18 protein-coding genes are annotated in these 19,948 nt (G+C 70.2%); 10 read left to right on the top strand and 8 right to left on the bottom strand.

The window, feature by feature from the left end:
• Positions 1–13: 13 nt before the first annotated feature.
• Genes G406_RS0141610 through G406_RS0141590 form a run of 5 tightly spaced genes read right to left on the bottom strand, consistent with a single transcriptional unit; the run spans position 14 to position 4,531 of the window.
• A complete protein-coding gene (locus G406_RS0141610) occupies positions 14–943 on the bottom strand; it encodes a glycine betaine ABC transporter substrate-binding protein (RefSeq protein ID WP_028938479.1) in 930 nt (309 codons plus the stop codon).
• Positions 944–1,906 (bottom strand): glycine betaine ABC transporter substrate-binding protein, encoded by a 963-nt coding sequence (locus G406_RS0141605; RefSeq protein ID WP_051343384.1) that lies wholly within the window; start codon positions 1,904–1,906, stop codon positions 944–946.
• 26 nt (positions 1,907–1,932) lie between these two features.
• Positions 1,933–2,697, bottom strand: coding sequence for an ABC transporter permease (locus G406_RS0141600; RefSeq protein WP_051343383.1), 765 nt, complete (start codon positions 2,695–2,697; stop codon positions 1,933–1,935).
• On the bottom strand, positions 2,694–3,884 hold the full coding sequence (locus G406_RS53050; RefSeq protein WP_051343382.1) for a betaine/proline/choline family ABC transporter ATP-binding protein: 1,191 nt from the start codon (positions 3,882–3,884) through the stop codon (positions 2,694–2,696). The genes G406_RS0141600 and G406_RS53050 overlap by 4 nt, the downstream gene beginning before the upstream one ends.
• Complete coding sequence (locus G406_RS0141590) at positions 3,881–4,531, bottom strand: ABC transporter permease (RefSeq protein WP_245607414.1); 651 nt, start codon at positions 4,529–4,531, stop codon at positions 3,881–3,883. Before G406_RS0141590 ends, G406_RS53050 begins: the two co-directional genes overlap by 4 nt.
• 597 nt (positions 4,532–5,128) lie before the next feature.
• Between G406_RS0141590 and G406_RS0141585 the strand changes: the two genes are divergently transcribed.
• Both G406_RS0141585 and G406_RS55095 read left to right on the top strand, forming a co-directional pair.
• Positions 5,129–6,790 (top strand): TM0106 family RecB-like putative nuclease, encoded by a 1,662-nt coding sequence (locus G406_RS0141585; protein WP_037081318.1) that lies wholly within the window; start codon positions 5,129–5,131, stop codon positions 6,788–6,790.
• An 85-nt stretch (positions 6,791–6,875) separates the two neighbouring features.
• Positions 6,876–7,700, top strand: a complete 825-nt coding sequence (locus G406_RS55095; RefSeq protein WP_051343381.1) for a hypothetical protein — start codon at positions 6,876–6,878, stop codon at positions 7,698–7,700.
• Positions 7,701–7,752: 52 nt separating this feature from the next.
• On the opposite strand, the gene msrA is transcribed toward G406_RS55095, so the two are convergent.
• A complete protein-coding gene (gene msrA / locus G406_RS0141575; protein ID WP_028938474.1) occupies positions 7,753–8,268 on the bottom strand; it encodes a peptide-methionine (S)-S-oxide reductase MsrA in 516 nt (171 codons plus the stop codon).
• A 113-nt stretch (positions 8,269–8,381) separates the two neighbouring features.
• On the opposite strand from msrA, the gene G406_RS0141570 reads away from it, so the two are divergent.
• Positions 8,382–9,914, top strand: coding sequence for a GMC family oxidoreductase (locus tag G406_RS0141570; RefSeq protein ID WP_245607413.1), 1,533 nt, complete (start codon positions 8,382–8,384; stop codon positions 9,912–9,914).
• Here G406_RS0141570 and G406_RS0141565 read toward each other — a convergent pair.
• Positions 9,895–11,373 carry a flavin-containing monooxygenase gene (locus G406_RS0141565; protein ID WP_028938472.1) on the bottom strand — a complete coding sequence of 493 codons (1,479 nt, stop codon included), beginning with the start codon at positions 11,371–11,373 and terminating at the stop codon, positions 9,895–9,897. The genes G406_RS0141570 and G406_RS0141565 overlap by 20 nt on opposite strands.
• Before the next feature lie 71 nt (positions 11,374–11,444).
• On the opposite strand from G406_RS0141565, the gene G406_RS0141560 reads away from it, so the two are divergent.
• From G406_RS0141560 to G406_RS0141530, 7 genes are all read left to right on the top strand, one after another.
• Entirely contained in the window at positions 11,445–12,473 is a 1,029-nt protein-coding gene (locus G406_RS0141560; RefSeq protein ID WP_028938471.1) for an AraC family transcriptional regulator, read from the top strand.
• A 146-nt stretch (positions 12,474–12,619) separates the two neighbouring features.
• The gene (locus tag G406_RS0141555) at positions 12,620–13,903 is read left to right on the top strand and encodes a glycosyltransferase (RefSeq protein WP_028938470.1); all 1,284 of its coding nucleotides are present in this window, start codon (positions 12,620–12,622) and stop codon (positions 13,901–13,903) included.
• The gene (locus G406_RS53040; RefSeq protein ID WP_084216819.1) at positions 13,900–14,760 is read left to right on the top strand and encodes an alpha/beta fold hydrolase; all 861 of its coding nucleotides are present in this window, start codon (positions 13,900–13,902) and stop codon (positions 14,758–14,760) included. Before G406_RS0141555 ends, G406_RS53040 begins: the two co-directional genes overlap by 4 nt.
• Positions 14,757–15,998, top strand: coding sequence for a cytochrome P450 (locus G406_RS0141545; RefSeq protein ID WP_028938469.1), 1,242 nt, complete (start codon positions 14,757–14,759; stop codon positions 15,996–15,998). The genes G406_RS53040 and G406_RS0141545 overlap by 4 nt, the downstream gene beginning before the upstream one ends.
• 217 nt (positions 15,999–16,215) lie before the next feature.
• The gene (locus tag G406_RS0141540) at positions 16,216–17,271 is read left to right on the top strand and encodes a thiamine pyrophosphate-dependent dehydrogenase E1 component subunit alpha (RefSeq protein WP_028938468.1); all 1,056 of its coding nucleotides are present in this window, start codon (positions 16,216–16,218) and stop codon (positions 17,269–17,271) included.
• A gap of 10 nt (positions 17,272–17,281) precedes the next feature.
• The gene (locus G406_RS0141535; protein ID WP_028938467.1) at positions 17,282–18,247 is read left to right on the top strand and encodes an alpha-ketoacid dehydrogenase subunit beta; all 966 of its coding nucleotides are present in this window, start codon (positions 17,282–17,284) and stop codon (positions 18,245–18,247) included.
• A 3-nt stretch (positions 18,248–18,250) separates the two neighbouring features.
• Positions 18,251–19,453 carry a dihydrolipoamide acetyltransferase family protein gene (locus G406_RS0141530; protein ID WP_028938466.1) on the top strand — a complete coding sequence of 401 codons (1,203 nt, stop codon included), beginning with the start codon at positions 18,251–18,253 and terminating at the stop codon, positions 19,451–19,453.
• Here the strand turns inward: G406_RS0141530 and G406_RS53035 are convergent.
• The gene (locus tag G406_RS53035) at positions 19,450–19,926 is read right to left on the bottom strand and encodes an Lrp/AsnC family transcriptional regulator (RefSeq protein ID WP_051343379.1); all 477 of its coding nucleotides are present in this window, start codon (positions 19,924–19,926) and stop codon (positions 19,450–19,452) included. The two genes, G406_RS0141530 and G406_RS53035, sit on opposite strands and share 4 nt — an antisense overlap.
• Positions 19,927–19,948 lie beyond the last annotated feature (22 nt).

Below are 19,948 nucleotides of genomic sequence, written 5' to 3'. Positions count from 1 at the left end.
CAGCTGGACGGGCTCACCTGAGGAAACCGTTGTCGGTCAGGAACTTCTCCGCGACCTCTTCTGGTAGCGCGCCGTCCACGTCCACCTGTCGGTTCATCGCCCGCACCGTGTCGTCGGTGAGCTTCGCGGTGATCGGCCCGAAGATCCGCGCGAGCTGCGGATACCGCGCGGCGACGTCCTCCCGGACGGTCAGCGCGGCGTTGTAGCGGACGAAGAACTGCCTGTCGTCGTCGAGGACCAGCAGGTCCTGCGCGGCGATGCGGCCGTCGGTCGAGCCGACCTCACCGAACGTGCACTGCGTCCCGCTCGGGATCTGGGTGTAGATGACCCCGGCGTCGACCGTCCTGACCAGGGCGGCGGGCAGCGCGAAGCCGTACGCCTTCTGTACGCCCGGCCAGCCGTCGTCGCGGCTGAGGAACTCCGAGGCGACGCACGTGCTCGCCTGTTCGGGCGCGGTGTTGGCGAGGCGCGCGTAGTCGGAGATCGTGTGGATGTTCAGCTGCTGCGCCCTGGCCCGGGACGTGGCCAGCGCGTAGGTGTTGTTCAGCGGCGCCATGTCCAGCCAGCGCACGTGGTTGCGCCGCAGGTCCTCCTCGGCGACCAGCCGGTACAGCGCGGTCGGGTCGCGCGGCGCCTCCGCCGGGGTGTGGCCGAGCAGCGCGGTCCAGCCGGTGCCGGTGTAGTCCCAGTACATGTCGAGCGCGTTCGAGGTCAGCGCGGTGCGGACGTTGGTGGTGCCCTGGATGCCGGTCTTGTCCTCGACGCTCGCGCCTGCCGCCTCCAGTGCCTTGACGGTGATCTGGCCGAGGATCAGCGACTCGGTGAACTCCTTCGACCCGACCCGGAAGCTCGCGCCGTCCAACGAACCGCCGGTCGACTGCGGGCTTGCGCACGCGGCCAGTGCGAGGACGGCCACCAGCAGTACGGCTCTGACCCGGCGCATCTACTTGATGAAGCCGTTCTCCTTCAGGAAGTTCTGCGCCACTTCCTCCGGCAGCGCGCCGTCCACGTCGACCTGCTGGTTCATCGTGCGCAGCGTGTCGTCGGTGAGCTTCGCGCTGATCGGACCGAACACCTGGGCCAGCTGCGGGTACTTCTGGAACACGTCGTCGCGGATGGTCATCGCGCCGTTGTAGAGGACGAAGAACTTCTTGTCGTCGTTCAGCACCTCGAGGTGCTGAGCCGCGACCCGGCCGTCGGTCGCGGTGACCTCACCGAAGTTGCACTGCTGGCCGCTCGGCACCTGCGTGTAGATGACGCCCAGGTCGACGGTCTTGACCAGGTTGCCGGGCAGCGCGAAGCCGTAGGTCTTCTGCACGCCGGGCCAGCCGTCGTCCCGGCCGAGGAACTCCGACGCGACGCAGATGCTCGCCTTCGCCGGGTCGGCGTTGGCCAGCCGTGCGTAGTCCGACAGCGAGTGGACGTTCAGCTCCTGCGCGCGGCTCTGCGCGGTGGCGATCGCGTAGGTGTTGTTGAGCGGTGCCGGGTCCAGCCATTTGATCTTGTTCTTCTGCAGGTCCTCGTCGGCGACGGCCTTGAACAGCGCGGCGCTGTCCTTCGGCGCCTCGGCCGGGGTGTGGCCGAGCAGCGTCGTCCAGCCGGTGCCGGTGTAGTCCCAGTACATGTCGATCGCGCCGGAGGTCAGCGCGGTGCGGACGTTCGTGGTGCCCTGGATGCCGGTCTTGTCCTCGACGCTCGCGCCGGTCGCCTTCAGCGCCTGCACGGCGATCTGACCGAGCACCAGCTGCTCGGTGAACTCCTTCGACCCGACCTTGAACGACGCACCCTCCATGCGCACCGCGCCGAGCGAACCGCCACCGGCGTCACCGCCGCCGCTCCCACCGCCGCACGCCGCGGTGGTGAGCGCGATTCCGGCCACGACCAGACCGGCCAGTGCACGTCGCATGTGTCGCACAGTTGCTCCTTCAGCAGTCACAGGCCCCGGGGACGTAGCACGTCCTCGGCGATCCCCGCGAGGTAGTCGACGAACAGGGCGAGAACGGCGGTCAGCACACTGCCCACCACGATGACCAGCTGGCGGTTCGACACGAGCCCGCCGTCGATGATGTTGCCGAGACCGCCCGCGCCGACGAACGTGCACAGCGCGGCGGTGCCCACGTTGATGACCAGCGCGGTGCGCAGGCCGGTCAGGATCACCGGGACCGCGAGCGGCAGCTCGATCCTGGTCAGCACGGCGAGCTTGCTCATGCCCATGCCCCGGCCGGACTCGATGACCGCCTGGTCGACCTGGCGAAGCCCGATCATGGTGTTGCGCAGCACCGGCAGGATCGAGTACGCGACCAGCGCGACGATCGACGGCCAGAAGCCGATGTCCCAGACGATCGCGAAGATCACCAGCAGCCCGATCGACGGGACCGCCTGGCCGATGTTGAACACCGCCATGGTGGGCCCGGTGATGCGCGCGGCGAACGGCCTGGTCAGCGCGATGCCCACGGGGATCGCGATGATCAGCACGCCGATCGTGGACACCGCCGTCAGCGCCAGGTGCTGCCCGGTCGCCTGGAGCAGTTTCGGGCCGTTGACCAGGCGTTGCTCGATGCTGTCCAGCGTGCGGGAGTGGACGACCACGTACAGCACGAGCAGCACGGCGAGCAGCGCGGCGGGTAGCCCGAGGTAGCCGGCCACGGACCGACGGCCCGAGGCTGCCCGTTCCTGCTTGGCGAGCGTGTACGTCATGCCGGTTCGTCCTCGACCAGCCCGGATGCGGGGTCGGCGCCCGCGCGCAGCCGGTCGCGTTCGGCCGTGCGCATGCCCCGGATGGACTCGTTGATCGTGTCGATGTCGACGATGCCCTGGTACTCGCCTGAGCGGTCCACCACGACCGCGGTGCAGTACCGCGCGGTGAGCATCTCGTTGAGTGTGTCGGACAGGGTCGCCTGCGGTTCGACCACCGCGAGCGGCAGCCCGATCTCGGCGAGCGACCGGCCGTTGTCCCGTCCCAGGTGATCGGAGTTGACCCAGCTGCGGGGTTTGCGCTGGTCGTCGAGCACCAGCAGACAGCCCCGGTCGGTCGCCTCCAGGTCTCGGTAGGCCTGGGCGCGATCCGCGTCGGCGGCGATCGTCGGCCACTGGGACAGCTCGATGTCGCGGACCCGGCTCAGGCTCAGCCGCTTGAGCGAGGCGCCTCGGCCGATGAAGTCGGCGACGAACTCGTCCGCCGGATTGACCAGAATCCGCTCGGGGGTGTCGAACTGGGCGATGTGCGAGTGTTCGCGCAGGATCGCGATGCGGTCACCCATCTTGATCGCCTCGTCGATGTCATGGGTGACGAAGATGATCGTCTTCTTGATCTCGGCCTGCAGCCGGAGGAACTCGTTCTGCAGCCGGTCGCGGGTGATCGGGTCGATCGCGCCGAACGGCTCGTCCATCAGCATGACGTCCGGGTCGGCGCTCATCGCCCTGGCCACCCCGATGCGCTGACGCTGGCCGCCGGACAGCTCCTTCGGGTAGCGGCCCCGGTAGGTCTCCGGGTCCATGCTGACCGTGCGCAGCAGCTCGTCGATCCGGGCCTCGATGCGGTCCGGCTTCCAGCCCAGCATCTTCGGCACGGTGGCGATGTTCTGCGCGATCGTCTGGTGCGGGAACAGCCCGATCTGCTGGATGACGTAGCCGATACGGCGGCGCAGCTGGTCGGCGTTGACCTTCGTGACGTCCTCGTCGTCCAGGAAGATGCGGCCCGAGGTGGGCTCGATCAGCCGGTTGACCATCTTCATCGTGGTCGTCTTGCCGCAGCCCGACGGACCCACGAAGATCACGATCTCGCCCTCGGGGATCTCCATGGACAGCTCGTCCACCGCGGCCTGCTTCTGACCGGGGAACGTCTTGGTGAGCCGGTCCAGCCGAATCTTGATCTTCTGGGTCATTGGATCCCCCGGGATGTCGTGATTCGGTTGACCAGCACGAACAACAGGTCGAACAGGATCGCCAGCAGCACGATGCCGAGGACCCCGCCGAGCACGTAGTTGATCGCCTGGGGGCTGCCGATGCGGGCCAGCCCGGTGAAGATGTCCTGACCGAGGCCCGGACCCCGAATGTAGGCGCCGATCGCCGCGATGCCGATCGTCAGCAGCGTCGAGACCCGGATGCCGGTGAGGATGACCGGCCAGGCGAGCGGCAGCTCGATGCGTAACAGCCGCGCGTTCCTCGGCATGCCGATGCCCTGCGCCGACTCGACGATGGCCGGGTCGACGCTGCGCAGCCCGACGATCGTGTTCGCCAGGATCGGCAGCAGCGAGTACATCACCAGCGCGATGATCACCGGCACGATGCCGAGCCCGATCAGGCCGATGAACAGGCCGAACAGGGCCAGCGACGGGATGGTCAGGAAGACCGAGGCGATGCCGAGGACGAGCTGTCTGGCGCGGTCGGTGCGGTACGTGGCGACGCCGACCGCGACACCGATGACGGTGGCGATGGCGACCGTCGTGATCGTGACCAAGGCGTGTTCGATTGTCAGTTCAAGCACGTGCGCCCAGCGGAACTGGAGGTAGTTGAGGAACCGCAATTCCACCTCCTGAGTCGATCACGAACTGTGACACAGCGTGCCGAAGATTTCTAGCGGAGGCGCAATTGCCTGGGGCCGGTGTTGGGGGAGGGTTCAGTCCCTGCCGGCTTTATGCCGTGAGTGATTTGGGCTGCTATGGCAGCCCAAATCACTCACGGGTGTCTTGGTGTGGTGTCCCCGCTGGCTTGTGAGTGTCTTGGCGTGGGCGGGCGGTATCAACCCCCGGCTTCGCCGGCCTCGCGCTGGTTCGTGGTTGCGCGGGTTCGGGGGCGAGGGTTCCGGGTTGACACCGCCCGCCTTCGCGGGGTTGGTGGGACTTTGCACACCTACGTGCTGCGTCGCACACGTCCGGACATATGCGACGCAGCACGTAGGTGTGCAAGGTGTTCCAGCGGCGAGGTGCGGGGGCGGCCGCAGCGAGCCTTGGAGGCGGCGCGGCGCGGCGCGCTTCAGGAGCCGCGGGCGTCACGCCTCGCAGAGGTTCGGGTTGTGTCGCAGATGCTGCAGTGTCTGCGATGCGACGTGAGGGTCTGCGACGTGACGTCGGAGGGTGTGGGAAAGGCCGAACGAGAACTGTCGGACCCTGTCTCTACAGTGCTGGGCATGGCGGTGATTGCGGGACAGGTGACGCTCGATGCGTCCGCGGTGTCCCGGTGTCGTCGCCGGGTGCATCTCGAGCATGATCCGTCGGCTGTGGGAGCGCCTCGGGCTCAGCCTGATCCGGCGCTGGAGCAGCGGCGCGACGATGCATTGGCGCATCGGGCCGAGATCGGGGATCGGCTGGCCTCGCTGGTCGGGCCCGCGCAGTGGGTCGCGGTGCCGAGCGGTCCGGCTCGGGAGCGGGAGCAGGCCACCGTCGCCGCGCTGCGGGCGGGCGCCGAGTACGTGTGGAACGCGGTGTTGCCGCTCGATCCGGCCGCCGCTCGCAGCGGTGACGTCGATCTGCTCGTTCGGGGCGCCGACGGCGGTTACCGGCCGTTGATCGTCGTGCGTCATCGGGTCACCGATCCGGGGTCGGGGGCGTTGACCGGGCCGTTGGGGCCGCCGCATGCCGAGCTGGCCTCGGCGGATCCGTCCCGGAAGGCTCGGTCGCACACGCGTGACCAGCTGCGGCTCGCGCATCTGGTGCGGATGTTGCAGTCCGTCGGGTTCGCCGATCCCGAATTGCCCTCGTTGGGTGGGGTGATCGGGCTGGACGCCGACGTGGTGCTGTGGCACGACCTGTCGGTGCCCAGCTGGCCGGGCGGGCACAGCACGCTGCAGGAATACGACAGCCGGTTCGCGGATCGGTTGGCCATCGCGCAGGCTGCCGCCGCCGGCCGGCCCGCGCTCGCCCAGCCGTCGCGGATCACCGAGTGCCGGCGGTGTCCCTGGTGGCCGACCTGCGAGACGGTGCTCGCCGACCGCCGCGACGTGAGCCTCGTGCTGCGCGGTGAGCATGCGGTGGCCCTGCGCGATGCCGGTGTCGCCACCGTCGCCCAGCTGGCCGCGCTCGATCCGGCCGCCGAGCCGCCGGTGCTGTTGCACGGCATGCCGTTCGCCGACGCGATCGCACTGGCCAAGGCGTACCTGCGGGACCTTCCGCTGGTCCGCAGGGTCGCGGAGGTGCCGGTGCTGCGGGCCGACGTCGAGGTCGACATCGACATGGAGAGCTTCGGTGAGGGCGGCGCCTACCTGTGGGGGTGCCTGCTCACCACCCCGGGCGGCGCCGACATCGGGGAGCCGACGGGGTACCGCGCCTTCGCCACCTGGACGCCGCTGCCCACCGACGACGAGGCCCGGTCGTTCGCCGAGTTCTGGGGCTGGCTCAGTGCGCTGCGCCGCCGGTGCGCCGAGCGCGGGCTGACCTTCGCCGCCTACTGCTACAACGAGCAGGCCGAGAACCGCTGGCTGCTCGGTTCCGCCGACCGTTTCGTCGGATACCCGGGCATCCCGCCGCGCGCCGAGGTCGAGGAGTTCATCGTCTCCGACCGCTGGGTCGACCTGTTCGCCGTGGTCAGCCAGTGGTTCCTGTGCGCACAGGGCAAGGGGCTCAAGCGCATCGCACCCGCGGCGGGGTTCGCCTGGCAGGACCCGGAGGCCAGCGGGGAGAACTCGATGCGCTGGTACCGCGACGCCGTCGGCATGGACGGCGAGCCGCCCGACGAGACGCAGCGGGAACGGCTGCTGCGCTACAACTCCGACGACGTGCACGCGACCCAGGTGCTGCGCGCCTGGATGACGTCGCCGGCACTGGCCGAGGTTCCACTGGCCGCCGATCTCTGACGGCGCCGGACCGGCTGGACTGTCGCGTATGCATCCGAGCGGCGCGGCGATGGAATGACCCGGTGCCGAAGGCTTGACTTGCCAGGTGAGAAACGCGGAAGAGTCGACGACGGGGACGCTGCGCGGCCTGACCGCGTTCTACGTCCTGATCAGTGTGCCGGGGATGCTGCTGCCGCCGGTCTTCCCGACCACGGATCCCTGGCGGGCGGGGTACTGGGCGGCGGGAGCCGTGATCTGCCTGGGGGTCCTGGTGTCGACCGTGCGGCAGCCGTCACGGCCGCTGTCGCTCGGCGCGGGCTGGCTGGTGTTCCTGCTCGCCGTGTACCTGGGGTTCGTCGTCGCCGACCTGCTCGCGGCGGTGACCGTCATGCCGCTGTCGGTGGCGGTTCTGAGCCTGCTCGCCGGGCAGGTGGCTCCCCGGACCCGCAAGGTGCTGCTGACCCTGCACGTCGCGCTGTCCGGCGTCTTCCTCGGGCTCGCGGCGGTCATGCTGACGCTCGCGGTTCTCGCCGCCGACACCCGCGACGCGGCCGTGGCTCAGTCGCACTACGTCCTGCTGGCCGGCTTCGAGGTCACGATCCTGCCCTGGGTCAGCCTGTCGTCGATCATGTCCGGCCTCGCGGTGAGCCTCACCGGCAAATGGGGCCTGGTGAAGCACTACTGGGTGCTGGCCAAGTTCGTGCTGGCGGTGCTCGCCGTGGCCAGCGGACTCGTGTTCGTCCAGGGCTGGGTGGCCTCGGCGGCCGAGAAGCCCGGGGCCGACCCGGTGTGGCTGATCGGCGGCTTCGGCGTCGGCGGCGCGCTGGTGCTGGCCGCGACCGTGCTGTCGGTGTACAAGCCGTGGGGCCGCACCCGCTTTGGACGCACGACACCGCGCACCCCACGTCCACACCGCGCTATGAGCACATAGCGCGGCGTGGAGCGGAGGTGCGCGGTGTCGGTGGCGCGACCTGGCCGAAGGGTCAGCTGCTGGTCTGCTCCTGGCGGCGCGGGAGCTTCCAGTCGGGACGGACCCAGTGGCAGGTGTAGCCGTTGGGGTAATGGATCAGGTAGTCCTGGTGCTCCGGCTCGGCCTCCCAGAACGGGCCCGCCTCGGTCACCTCGGTGACGACCTTCCCTGGCCACAGACCCGCGGCGTCCACGTCGGCGATCGTGTCCTCGGCGACCTTGCGCTGCTCGTCGCTGGTGTAGAAGATCGCCGACCGGTAGCTCAGGCCCCTGTCGTTGCCCTGGCGGTTCTTCGTCGACGGGTCGTGGATCTGGAAGAAGAACTCCAGCAGGTCCCGGTAGCTGATCTTGGCGGGGTCGAACAGGATCTCGATCGCCTCGGCGTGCGTTCCGTGGTTACGGTACGTCGCGTTCGGCACGTCACCGCCGGTGTACCCGACGCGGGTCGACTCGACGCCCGGCTGCCTGCGAATGAGGTCCTGCACACCCCAGAAGCAGCCACCGGCGAGGATCGCCTTCTCTGTGCTCATCTGTAGTCTCGCTCCTTCGATCGGCCACATGCGATAACGCTCGGTCGCTCCTCAACCTTCCCATCTTCCGGCGGCCCTTGCCCGAACCTTCACCGGTGACCCACGATGGCCCGGTGGCGTGGGATCTCATCGTGGTCGGTGCCGGGTCGTCGGGGGCCGCGCTGGCCGCGCGTTGCGCCTCGGCCGGCAGGCGAGTCCTGCTGCTGGAAGCGGGGATCGACTTCCGATCGGCCGCACTGCCCGAGGAGTGGCGCTCGCCCAACCCGATGAACGGCCTGCTCAGCCCCACCATCGGCGACTACCTGTGGCCCGGTCTCGACGCGACCCGCACCGAGTGGCAGGAGCCCTACCTGTACTGGCGTGGACGCGGCGTCGGCGGCAGCTCGACGGTCAACGGGCAGATCGCGATCCGCCCGCCGATGGACGACTTCGACTCCTGGCCGGCCGGCTGGCGACCGGCGGACGTGCTGCCCCACTTCGTCGCGCTGGAGTCCGACCAGGACTTCGCGGCCGAGACCTACCACGGTGGCGACGGGCCGACGCCGGTGTACCGGGCGCCGGTTGCGGCGTGGGGCGCGGTCGACGAGGCGTTGCGCGGCGCCGCGCTCGCGCACGGGTTCGAGTGGGCGCCGGACGTCAACGCGCCGGGCGCGACCGGGGTGTCGCCGTACCCGATCAACTCCCGCGACGGGCGCCGCGTCTCCACCAACGACGCCTACCTTGAGCCCGCGCGGGAGTTGGCCACGCTCGAGGTCAGGGGCGGGTGCCTGGTCGACACCGTGGTGTTCGACGGGACCCGCGCGGTCGGGGTCCGGCTGGCCGGCGGTGAGGTGCTGCACGCCGACCAGGTCGTGCTCAGCGCCGGAGTGATCGCCTCGCCGACGATCCTGCTGCGTTCCGGCATCGGTCCGGCCGACGCGCTGCGGGCACTGGGTGTCGAGGTCCGCGCCGACCTGCCGGTCGGGCGGGGTATGCAGGACCATCCGATGGTCATGGCCGGCGTACCGCTGCTGCCCGGGCACGCTGCGGGTCCTGAGGACCGGCACACGAACTGCTGCGTGCGCTACGACAGCGGGACCGGCGGTCTCGGCAACGACATGATGCTGGTCGCGCTCAACCAGAACCTGCTGGCCATGAGCAGCGCCGACATGCGCGCCGGCGCCGGCGGCATCGGGGTGTGGGTCAACCAGGTGTTCTCCCGCGGTTCGGTCGAGCTGACCGGTCTCGACCCGGCCACGCTGCCGGTCGTCCGGGAGAACATGCTGTCCGACGAGCGTGACCTGGCGCGGCTGCGCGACGGCGCCCGGCTGCTGGCGAAGCTGATCGACTCCGCACCGGTCCGCGCCGTGTGCGGCGACGACCCGTGGCAGGCGCCGGTCAACCATCCGCTGCGCGCGGCGCTGGACGGCTCGGACACCGACCTCGACCGGCACCTGCGTGCCACCGCCGTCGACACGCAGCACGGCACCAGCACCTGCCGGATGGGTTCGCCGTCCGACGCCACGACCGTGGTCGACCCGGACTGTCGGGTGCTCGGCGTCGAGGGTCTGCGGGTGGTCGACGCGTCGATCTTCCCGTCGGTGCCCAGGGCGAACACCAACCTGACCGCGATCATGGTCGGCGAGCTCATGGCCGATCGGCTGTGACCCGCAGGTCGTAGCCGGAGGTGTCGGTGCTCAGCCGGGTGCGGTGCGCGCCGGGCGTCCACGGCCACAGCTCCGGCACACCGTCCTTGCCGAGGTACCAGCTGGTGCAGCCGGTGGTCCAGACGGTGCCGGGCATCGCCGAGCGCATCTCGGTGTTGAACGCGTCGGTCGCCTGGCGGGTGGGCGCGACGGTGGCGAACTCGCCGCGCCGCCAGCGGTCGACCCAGCCGAGGATGTGGTCGGCCTGGGTCTCGGCGATCGCGGTCAGCGAGTAGTTGCCGACCGGGCTGTGCGGGCCCATCAGCATGAAGAAGTTCGGGAAGTCGGGCAGCGCGACGGTCAGGTGCGCGCGCGGGCCGTCGCTCCACGCCTCGTCGATCGTCCGGCCGTTCTCCCCGACCAGGTTCATCGGCCGCAGGAACGCGTGTGCGTCGAAGCCGGTGGCCAGCGCGATCACGTCGACCTCGTGCAGACGTCCGTCGGTGGTCACGATGCCGTTCGACGTCACGTGGTCGATGTTCTCGGTGACCAGACCGACGTCGGGCCGTTGCATCGCGCGGTAGAACCGGCCGGAGAAGATGAGCCGCCGGCACATCGGCTGGTAGTCGGGGGTGAGCGCCTCGCGCAGCTTCGGGTCGCGGACGGTGCGCAGGTTCGCGCGGCACAGCGCGCCGATGAGCCGCCGACGCTTGCCCGGCTTGATCAGCGCGCCGGCGAGGAACTGGAAGCCCGCGCGGTAGGACTCGTAGATGCGCGCGCCGAGCTTCGGGAAACGCCGGTGCAGCGTCTTGCCGAACCGGGTGTAGCTCGGGTTCGGGACCGGCAGGACCCACTGCGCGCTGCGCTGGAACAGCTCGACCCGACCGGCGGTCCCGGCGAGACCGCAGACGATCTGGACGCCGGTCGAACCGGTGCCGACGACCGCGACCCGCTTGCCCCGCAACGGGACGCTGTGATCCCAGCGCGCGGAATGGAACACCGCGCCACCGAAGTCGTCGAGACCCTGGATCGTCGGATAACGGGGATGGTGCAGGATGCCGGTCGCCGAAATCAGGAAGTCGACCTCCTGGGTGTCACCGTGAGAGGTGCGCAGCCGCCAGTGGCCCTGACCGAATTCGGCGTGCACCACCTCGGTGCCGAACCGGATGTGTTTCTCCAGATCGTGGTCACGCGCGACCGAGGTGAAGTAGTCGCGGATTTCCGCGCCGGGGGAGAAGACGTGGCTCCAGTCCGGTTTCGGCGCGAACGTGAACTGGTAGAAGCGCGACGGAACGTCGCAGCTCAGGCCGGGGTAGGTGTTGTCGCGCCAGGTGCCGCCGACCGAGTCGGCCTTCTCGTAGATCGTGATGTCGGTGATCCCCGCGCGGCGCAGGACAAAGGCCATGCACAACCCGGACATGCCGGCGCCGATGATCGCGATGCGGGGATTCCGTGGTGGCTGCTGTGCTGGCTGAGTCATAGGAGAACGGTAGGAACATTCGGTTCGCGGATGAATGTCCGTTCCCGACGATTTGTTGATATTTTCGGACAGTGCTGGCCGATGAGCGTCCGGTGTGGGACTTCCCGCGCAGCCCGACGGGCGCCGCCGGGATCGTCGAGGCGGCGGTGGCGCACGGGCTGTCCGAGGCCGACTGCGTACGCGGGACCGGGCTGTCCAGGGCGGAGCTCGACGACGACGATCGGATCATCGAGGCGCGTCAGGAGCTCGAGGTAGCGCGCAACGTCGTCGGTCGCTCGGGTGGCCTGCCGGGTCTCGGGGTCGCGGCCGGCCTGCGCTACACGCTCGGCAGCGCGGGCGGTCTCGGGTTCGCGATGCTCTCCAGTCCGACGTTGCGGGATGCCATGGCGGTGGCGACGCGCTATCTGACGCTCAGCTCGGCGTTCGTCCGGATCACCGTCGAGGAGGCGGGCACGCGGGCGGTGACGGTGTTCGACGGGACGGAGATCCCGGCGGATGTCCGGACGTTCCTGGTGAAGCGGGATGTGGCCTCCGCGTGGCAGATGATCCGGCTCGTGCTCGGCGACGAGTTCCCGTGGGCCGATGTCGTCGTCGGGCTGACTCCCGACACCGAGGGCTGCCGGGCACTGGCGGAGGTGTTCGCCGGAACCGAACTCGTCGCGGCGCGGCGGGCCGTCACGGTCAGCATTCCCCACGAGCTGTTCGACAAGCCGCTGCCGCAGGCCGATCCGCGCACCGCCGCGATGTGTGAACGGCAGTGCCTCGACCTGCTCGACCGGCGGCAGCGGCGGCGTGGGACGGCGGCCATGGTGCGGGCGCTGCTGCTGCGTGACCCGTCGGCGATGCCCACGATGGACGCGGCGGCGCAGTCGCTCTCGGTGGACCCGCGAACCCTGCACCGCCGTCTGGCCAGGGAGAGCACGTCGTATCGCGCGCTCACCGCCGAGACCAGGCAGTCGCTGGCGATCGAGCTGCTCGCGGCGACCGGGCTGACCGTGTCCGAGGTCGCCAGGCGGCTCGGCTACTCCGAGGTCGCCGCGTTCAGCCGCGCGTTCACCCAGTGGACCGGCACACCGCCCAGCAGCTACCGCCGCGCGTGACGGTGGGGCCGGTAAAAGCCACACTAATATTGCTATAAGAGTGCCCTAAATTACCTCAAGTGCACTCGATGATCATTTAGATTCCCCGCTGCGCCTCATTGCGCGCTCAAGCAATGAAGGTCTGATCGAAGCGGGGTTCAACACGCATGCGGGTTCTGCTGCTCGCGGTGGGTTCACAGGGCGACGTGCGCCCTCTGGTGGCCCTCGCCGAGCGATTGCAACGGGACGGACACGAACCGACCGTCGCGGCTCCGCCGCTGTTCAGGCCGCTGGCGATCGCCGCGGGTGTGCCGTTCGCCGCGCTCGACGTCGGGATGATGGCACTCGCCGCGACGATGTCGGACAGCCACGGCCCGCTGCACTTCGCGCGGCTCGCCCGCTCACTCGGCGGGCTGGCCGGCGAGGCGATCACCAGCGCGTGGGCCGTGGCCAGGAACAGCGGCGCCGACGTCGTCGTGCACCACCCGGTCCTGCCACTCGGCCAGCACCTGGCCGAACGGCTCGGCGTGCCCGCCGTCATCGCGACCCCACTACCGGCGTTGACCCCCACCGCCCTGTTCGCCGCTCCGGTCTGGTCCAACACGGTTCGGTTGCCGGCGTCGGTCAACCGGGCGTCGTACCGGATGGCGAGCCTGCAGGCCGGACTGTGGGCGCGCGGCGCGATCGACCGGTGGCGGTCCACCTCGCCGGAGCTCCCGCGCAGGCCGGGCAGGCACGATCCGACGCGTTGTCCCTCGGATTCCGCGACGGTCCCGGTGCTGCACGGCTTCAGCCCCCGGGTGCTGCCCCGGCCGGCGGACTGGCCGGACACCGCGCACGTGACCGGCTACTGGAACCTCGCCACGCGGGCGAACTGGACGCCGCCCCGCAAGCTCGCCGCGTTCCTCGACGACGGCGAACCGCCGGTGTACATCGGGTTCGGCAGCATGCCGATCCGCGAACCCGGCGGGCTCGGCGCGTTGGTCGAACGCACCATGTCGCGACTGGGACGCAGGGCGATCGTGGCCTCGGGCTACCACGGGTTGCGCGGGATGGCGTCGACCGACGACATGCTGATGCTGCGCCACGTGCCGCACGACTGGCTGTTCCCCCGGGTCGCCGCTGTCGTGCATCACGGAGGCGCGGGCACCACCGGCGCCGCCGCATCGGCCGGCCGCCCCCAGGTGATCTGCCCGGTCGGGACCGACCAGCCGTTCTGGGCCGACCGCATGCACGGACTCGGTGTGTCGGCCAGGGCACCGAGGCTGCGCTCATTGACCGGGCCGTCGCTGGAGCGGGCGCTGTCGGAGGTCCTCGAGGACGAGGAGCTGCGCAGACGGGCCCGGAAGCTGGGCCGCCACCTGCGTGCCGAGGACGGCACCGGGCGCGCGGTGCGGCTGTTGACCCAGATCGTCGCCCGACCCGACCGGAAGGAAAGCCCTCAGCCATGACTCTGCCGTTGCCTGCTGGAATCGAGCGGCGGGTGCTGCACACCGGCAGAGGCCCGGTCGTCGCGTCCTGTGCCCGGCCCCGCCCGGAGCGCGATCTCGGGGTCGCCGTGCTGATGGTGTCCGGGTACGTCGGGTCCAAGGAGGACTTCTGGCCGCTGCTGCCCGGGATCGCCGACGCCGGGTACCACGGATGGGCGTTCGACCAGCTCGGTCAGTACGAGTCGACCGGACCGGACGAGGCGGCGGCGTACAGCATCGACCTGCTCGCCAAGGACGTGCGCGAGGTCCTCGCGCAGGTCGGCGGCGGCTCGGCGGTCCACCTGCTGGGCCACTGCCTCGGCGGGTTCATCGGCAGGGCCGCCGCGGTGGCCGAACCGGGCGCGGTGCGCAGCCTGACCCTGCTCGCCTGCGGCCCCAGCATGGCGGAACCGAAACACGACGCGATGCTCACCGACCTCGACCGCAAGCTCGACATGGGCAGCCTGGAGCTGCTGTGGCCGCTGGTCAAACGGCTGGTGCCGGAACGGGACGCGGCGCTGCGCGACTTCTGGCACCTCAAGCTGCGTACCGCGAACGCCGGGTTCATGCGCGGCACGGCACGGGCCATGCGCGCCGAGCCGGACCGGACCGACGAACTGATCGCCTCGGGGCTTCCGGTGCTGGTCATGCACGGCAGACGGGACCGGAGGCTGTGGTCGCGCGCGGCGTTCGCGGAGATGGCCGGACGGCTCGGCGCCGAGCACGTGATCATCGACGGCGCCGCGCACAGTCCGAACTCCGAGCAGCCGGACCGGACCCTCGACGCGCTGCTCGGGTTCTGGGCGGACCGCCGCGCGCTGTCCGGAGTGGCCTCGTGATCCCGGCCGAACCGCCCGGCGGCCAGGCGAGCGCGAACCGGCTGTTCCTGCGGCTGATCCGGCCTCGCGGCAACCCGAACCCGTACCCGCTCTACGCGCAGCTGAGGGAGATCGCGCCGATCGTGCCGGTGCGGTTCCCCCACGCGTCGCCTCGGTTCCTGGCGACGACGCTCGACCAGTGCGCGGCCGTGCTGCGGCACCCGGACATCGGGCCGCTCACCGGGCGGCACTTCGACGAGACCTACCCGGGGTGGCGGGACCGGCCGTTCACCAAGGGGCTGTTCCAGACCATGGCGTTCCGCTCCGGCGCCGAGCACCGGTTCGAGCGGTCCATCCTGGCCAAGCACTTCACCCCGCGCGGGATCGCGGCGCGGCGCGAGGACTGCGCGCGCCTCGCGGAGTCGCTGTGCGACCGGCTCGCCAGACGTGCGACGGCGGGGGTTCCGGTCGACATCGAGACCGACCTCGCCGTCCCGTACGCGGCGGCGGTCATCGGGCGGCTGCTCGGCATCGCCGATGCCGAGGCGCGGCAGCTCGGGATGCTGGTCCGGCAGGGCAGCCCCGCGCTGGAGCTCGCGCCGTCTCCCGCGCAGCGCCAGCGGGCGGCGCAGGCGGGTGAGCGGCTCTGGCTGGAGCTGGCGGGGCTGGTCGCGCGGCGCCGCCGCAGACCGGGTTCGGACCTGGTGAGCGAGCTGGTCACCCGGTACGGCGACGAACAGGAACGGCTGATCGGCAGCCTGTTGTTGCTGTTCAGTGCCGGTTTCGACTCGCCGACCAGCATGGTCGGGCTCGGCATGAAGCTGTTCATCGACCATCCGGAGCAGGCTCGCGTGCTGCGTGGACAGCCCGGCCTCGTCGCGTCCGCGGTCGACGAGGTGCTGCGGTGCGAACCGCCGGTCCAGGTGATGTTCCGGGCCGCGCGGCGCGACACCGAGCTGGACGGCATGCCGATCCCCGGTGGGTCGGTGGTGCTCGCGCTCGTCGCGGGCGCCAACCGGGACACCGCGGTGCTGGCCGACCCGGACGAGTTCGACGTGCGGCGCACCCCGATGAGCTCGTTGAGCTTCGGTGGCGGCGCCCATTACTGCCTCGGCGCGCACCTGGCGAAGCTCATGGGTGCGGCGTTGTTCTCGACCCTGCTGGAGCGGTTCCCGAGCCCTCGGATGGGCGGCATCCCGATCTTCCGGGCCCCTGGCCTCGCGCTGCGCGGCTTCGAGCACCTCCCGGTCCTGCTCTGACGAACTCCCCGACTCGCGAAACAGTGCGGATTACGAATGTTCGGTGCTCCAACAGTCGGCCGACCGTCTGTTTGGAATAGTGGCCATGGACTGTACAAATGAAAGATGCGCGGTAGGGTTGGGCGGTCGGCTCACCACCCTGTAGCCGATACCAGCCACGGCGACGGCGCCCTCACCAGGGCGTTTTCGCCTGGCCGTGACCCGGTGGAGGAACCGCATGGAACCCGTGCAGCTGCTCGAACCGTCCGGCGCGCTCCGGGATGACAACGAGTGGGAACTTGAGGTCACCCCCGAGCTGTGCCGAGGCTTCTACCGTCAGATGCGCAGGGCCCGCGCGCTCGACGACGCGGCGCTGAACCTGCAGCGCCAGGGCGAACTGGGCCTGTGGCTGCAGTCGATCGGCCAGGAGGCCGCGCAGGTCGGCTCGATCACCGCGCTGCGTGAGGACGACTACGTCTTCCCCAGCTACCGCGAGCACGCCGCCGCGCTGTGCCGGGGCATCACCCCGGCCGAGCTGCTGATCCAGTGGCGCGGCAACGCCCACAGCGGCTGGGATCCCGCCGCGTACCGCTTCCACATCTACACACTCGTGCTGGCCGCTCAGCTGCCACACGCCACCGGGTATGCGATGGGTGTGCAGCGCGACGGCACCGACGAGGTCGTCGCTGCCTACTTCGGTGACGGCGCGAGCAGCGAGGGCGACGCGAACGAGGCGTTCAACTGGGCGGCCGCCGCCGACGTGCCGCTGCTGTTCTTCTGCCAGAACAACCAGTGGGCGATCTCCACACCCACCGGCACCCAGATGCGGGCTCCGCTGCACCAGCGCGCGACCGGCTTCGGGCTCGAGTCGCACTTGGTCGACGGCAACGACGTGCTGGCCGTGCACGCGGTCACCCGGTCCGTCGTGGAGCGCATCCGCGCTGGCGGCGGGCCCGCGCTGATCGAGGCGACGACCTACCGGCTGGCCGGGCACAGCACCTCCGACGACCCTGGCCGCTACCGCAGTGACAGCGAGCTGGACAGCTGGCGCGCGCGGGACCCGCTGACCCGCCTGGAGACGCTGCTACGCACGCGCGACTGGTCCGACGACGCGTTCAGCACCGAGGTCGACGAGGAATGCCGCGACCTCGCGGCGCAGACCCGCACGGTGTGCCGCGAGCTCCCGCTCGGCGACATCAGCGAACTGTTCGGCACGGTCCTCGCCGAAGAAACACCGTTGCTGGCCGACGAACGTGGCCGCTACCAGGAGCTACTCGCGTCCTTCGTAGATTAGGAGCGCAGCCATGCTCACTCTCTCCAAAGCGCTCAACTCCGGACTGCGCTCGCTGCTCGAAGACGACGCCAAGGTCATCGTCATGGGCCAGGACGTCGGGCAGCTCGGTGGCGTGTTCCGGGTGACCGACGGGCTGCAGAAGGACTTCGGCCGGGACCGGGTCATCGACACCCCGCTCGCCGAGTCCGGCATCGTCGGCACCGCGATCGGGCTCGCGATCAGGGGCTACCGGCCGATCTGCGAAATCCAGTTCGACGGGTTCGTCTACCCGGCGTTCAACCAGATCGTGTCCCAGCTGGCGAAGATGCGCGCCCGCACGGCCGGCCGGATCACGCTGCCGATCGTCATCCGCATCCCGGTCGGCGGCGGGATCGGCGCGGTCGAGCACCACAGCGAGTCCAACGAGGCCTACTTCGCACACACCGCCGGGCTGCGCGTCGTGTGCTGCTCGAACCCGGCCGATGCGCACTGGATGCTGCGCCAGGCCGTCGAATGCGACGACCCGGTCATCTTCTACGAGCCCAAACGCCGCTACTGGACGAAGGCCGACGTGCCGGCGTCCCCGGAGCTGCCGCTCGACCGGGCGCACGTCGTCCGCCCCGGCCGGGACCTCACGCTGCTGACCTACGGCGGCATGGTCGCCACCTGCCTGAGCGCCGCCGGGGCCGCCGCCGAGGAGGGGCGCGAGCTGGAGGTCATCGACCTGCGGACACTGTCCCCGCTCGACCTGGACACGATCGCCGAATCGGTCGACCGGACCGGCCGTTGCGTCGTCGCGCACGAGGCACCGACGTTCGCCGGTCTCGGCGCGGAGATCGGCACGGCGGTCAGCGAACGCTGCTTCTACCGGCTCGAAGCGCCTGTGCTGCGGGTCGGCGGGTTCAACACGCCCTACCCGCCGGCGAAGTTCGAACACCAGTACCTGCCCGACCTCGACCGCGTGCTGGACACCGTCGACCGATCACTGGCCTGGTGACCCATGAGCACCCAGAACTTCCTTCTCCCGGACGTCGGTGAGGGGCTGACCGGCGCGGACATCGTCTCCTGGCGGGTCAAGGTCGGTGACACGGTCGAGATCAACGACGTGCTGGTCGAGGTCGAGACGGAGAAGTCGCTGGTCGAGCTGCCCTCCCCGTTCGCGGGGGTGGTCGCTGAGCTGCTGGTCGCCGAGGGCGACACGGTCGCGGTCGGCACGCCGATCGTGGCGGTGACCGATCCGGCGGCCGAACCCACGCCGACCGTGCTGGTCGGCTACGGGCCCTCGGAGAGCGCCACGAAACGCCGCGCGAAACGGACGCCGTCGCCGGCCATCCCCCCGGGGCCGGGTGTCCGGACCAAGCCCCCGGTGCGCAAGCTCGCCAAGGACCTCGGCGTCCGCCTCGACGAGGTGGCCGAGGCGACGGGTGAGCAGCTGGTCACCCGCGAACACGTGGTGAACCACGTGCGGCCGGCACCGGCGGCGGCGGTGGGCGAGACGCGAGCGGGCGAGATTCGGGAGGCGGTGCGTGGCGTCCGTAAGGCGACCGCGTCGGCGATGGTCGCCAGCGCGTTCACCGCGCCGCACGTCACCGAGTTCCTGACCGTCGACGTGACCCGCTCGGTGAAGCTCGTCGACAGGCTGCGGCGGGACAGCGCGTTCGACGGGGCACGCGTCACGATCTTGCTGCTGGCCGCGCGGGCGTTGCTCGCCGCGATGCGCGAGTACCCGGACATCAACGCGTCCTGGGACGACAAGACCGAGGAGATCGTCCGATACCAGCAGGTCAACCTCGGTATCGCGGCGGCGACACCGCGCGGGCTGCTGGTGCCGAACATCAAGGACGCGGGCTCGTTGACCCTGCCGGGGCTGGCGAAGTCACTGACCGAGCTGGTCGACACGGCGCGGACCGGAGCCACGACACCCGCCGACATGAGCCGGGGAACCGTCACGATCACCAACGTCGGGGTGTTCGGCGTGGACACCGCGACACCGATCCTCAACCCCGGTGAGGCCGCGATCCTGTGCCTGGGCGCGGTCCGGCGACTGCCCTGGGAGCACAAGGGCAAGGTGGCGCTGCGGCACACCACGCAGCTGGCGCTGTCGTTCGACCACCGGCTCGTCGACGGTGAGCTGGGCAGCCGGGTGCTGGCCAGGGTCGGGGCGATCCTGGAGAACCCGAGGTGGGAGCTGCTGCTGAGCTAGTCCTCTTCCTCACCGACGTGCGGTCTGGCGGACGACCAGGTCTGCAGGATGATCATCGATTCGCTGTGCTGGAAGTCGGCGACCGACCACACCGAGCCGAGCAGCAGCTCCCGCAGGTGGTCCTGGTCGCGCACCAGGAACGTCAGCAGCAGGTCCCAGCTGCCGGTGACCAGCGAGATGTTGCGGACCTCCGGGATCGACCGCAGCGCCTCGACGGTCTCGACGACCGGTTTGCCCTGCCGCAGCTGGATCGCCACGACCACCTCGAGCGTGTAGCCCAGCGCGGTCGGGTCCACGTCCAGCACGAACCCTCGGATGATGCCGCGCTTCTGCAGCCGGTCCAGCCGCTCCCCGACGGCGCTCGCCGACATGTGGATCGCGCGGGCCAGCGCGCGGGTCGACATCCGGGGATCCGCGCTGAGCAGCTCCAACAGGCGTCGGTCGACCGCGTCGACAGTGCTGTCCCGCTCCATAGCCCCATCACTTTACGTGAGT

The sequence above is a fragment of the Actinospineispora spinosispora DSM 44797 genome, assembly GCF_000429025.1.
GTDB classification, from domain to species: Bacteria; Actinomycetota; Actinomycetes; order Mycobacteriales; family Pseudonocardiaceae; genus Pseudonocardia; species Pseudonocardia spinosispora.
This window is presented reverse-complemented; position numbering and strand designations above follow the sequence as displayed.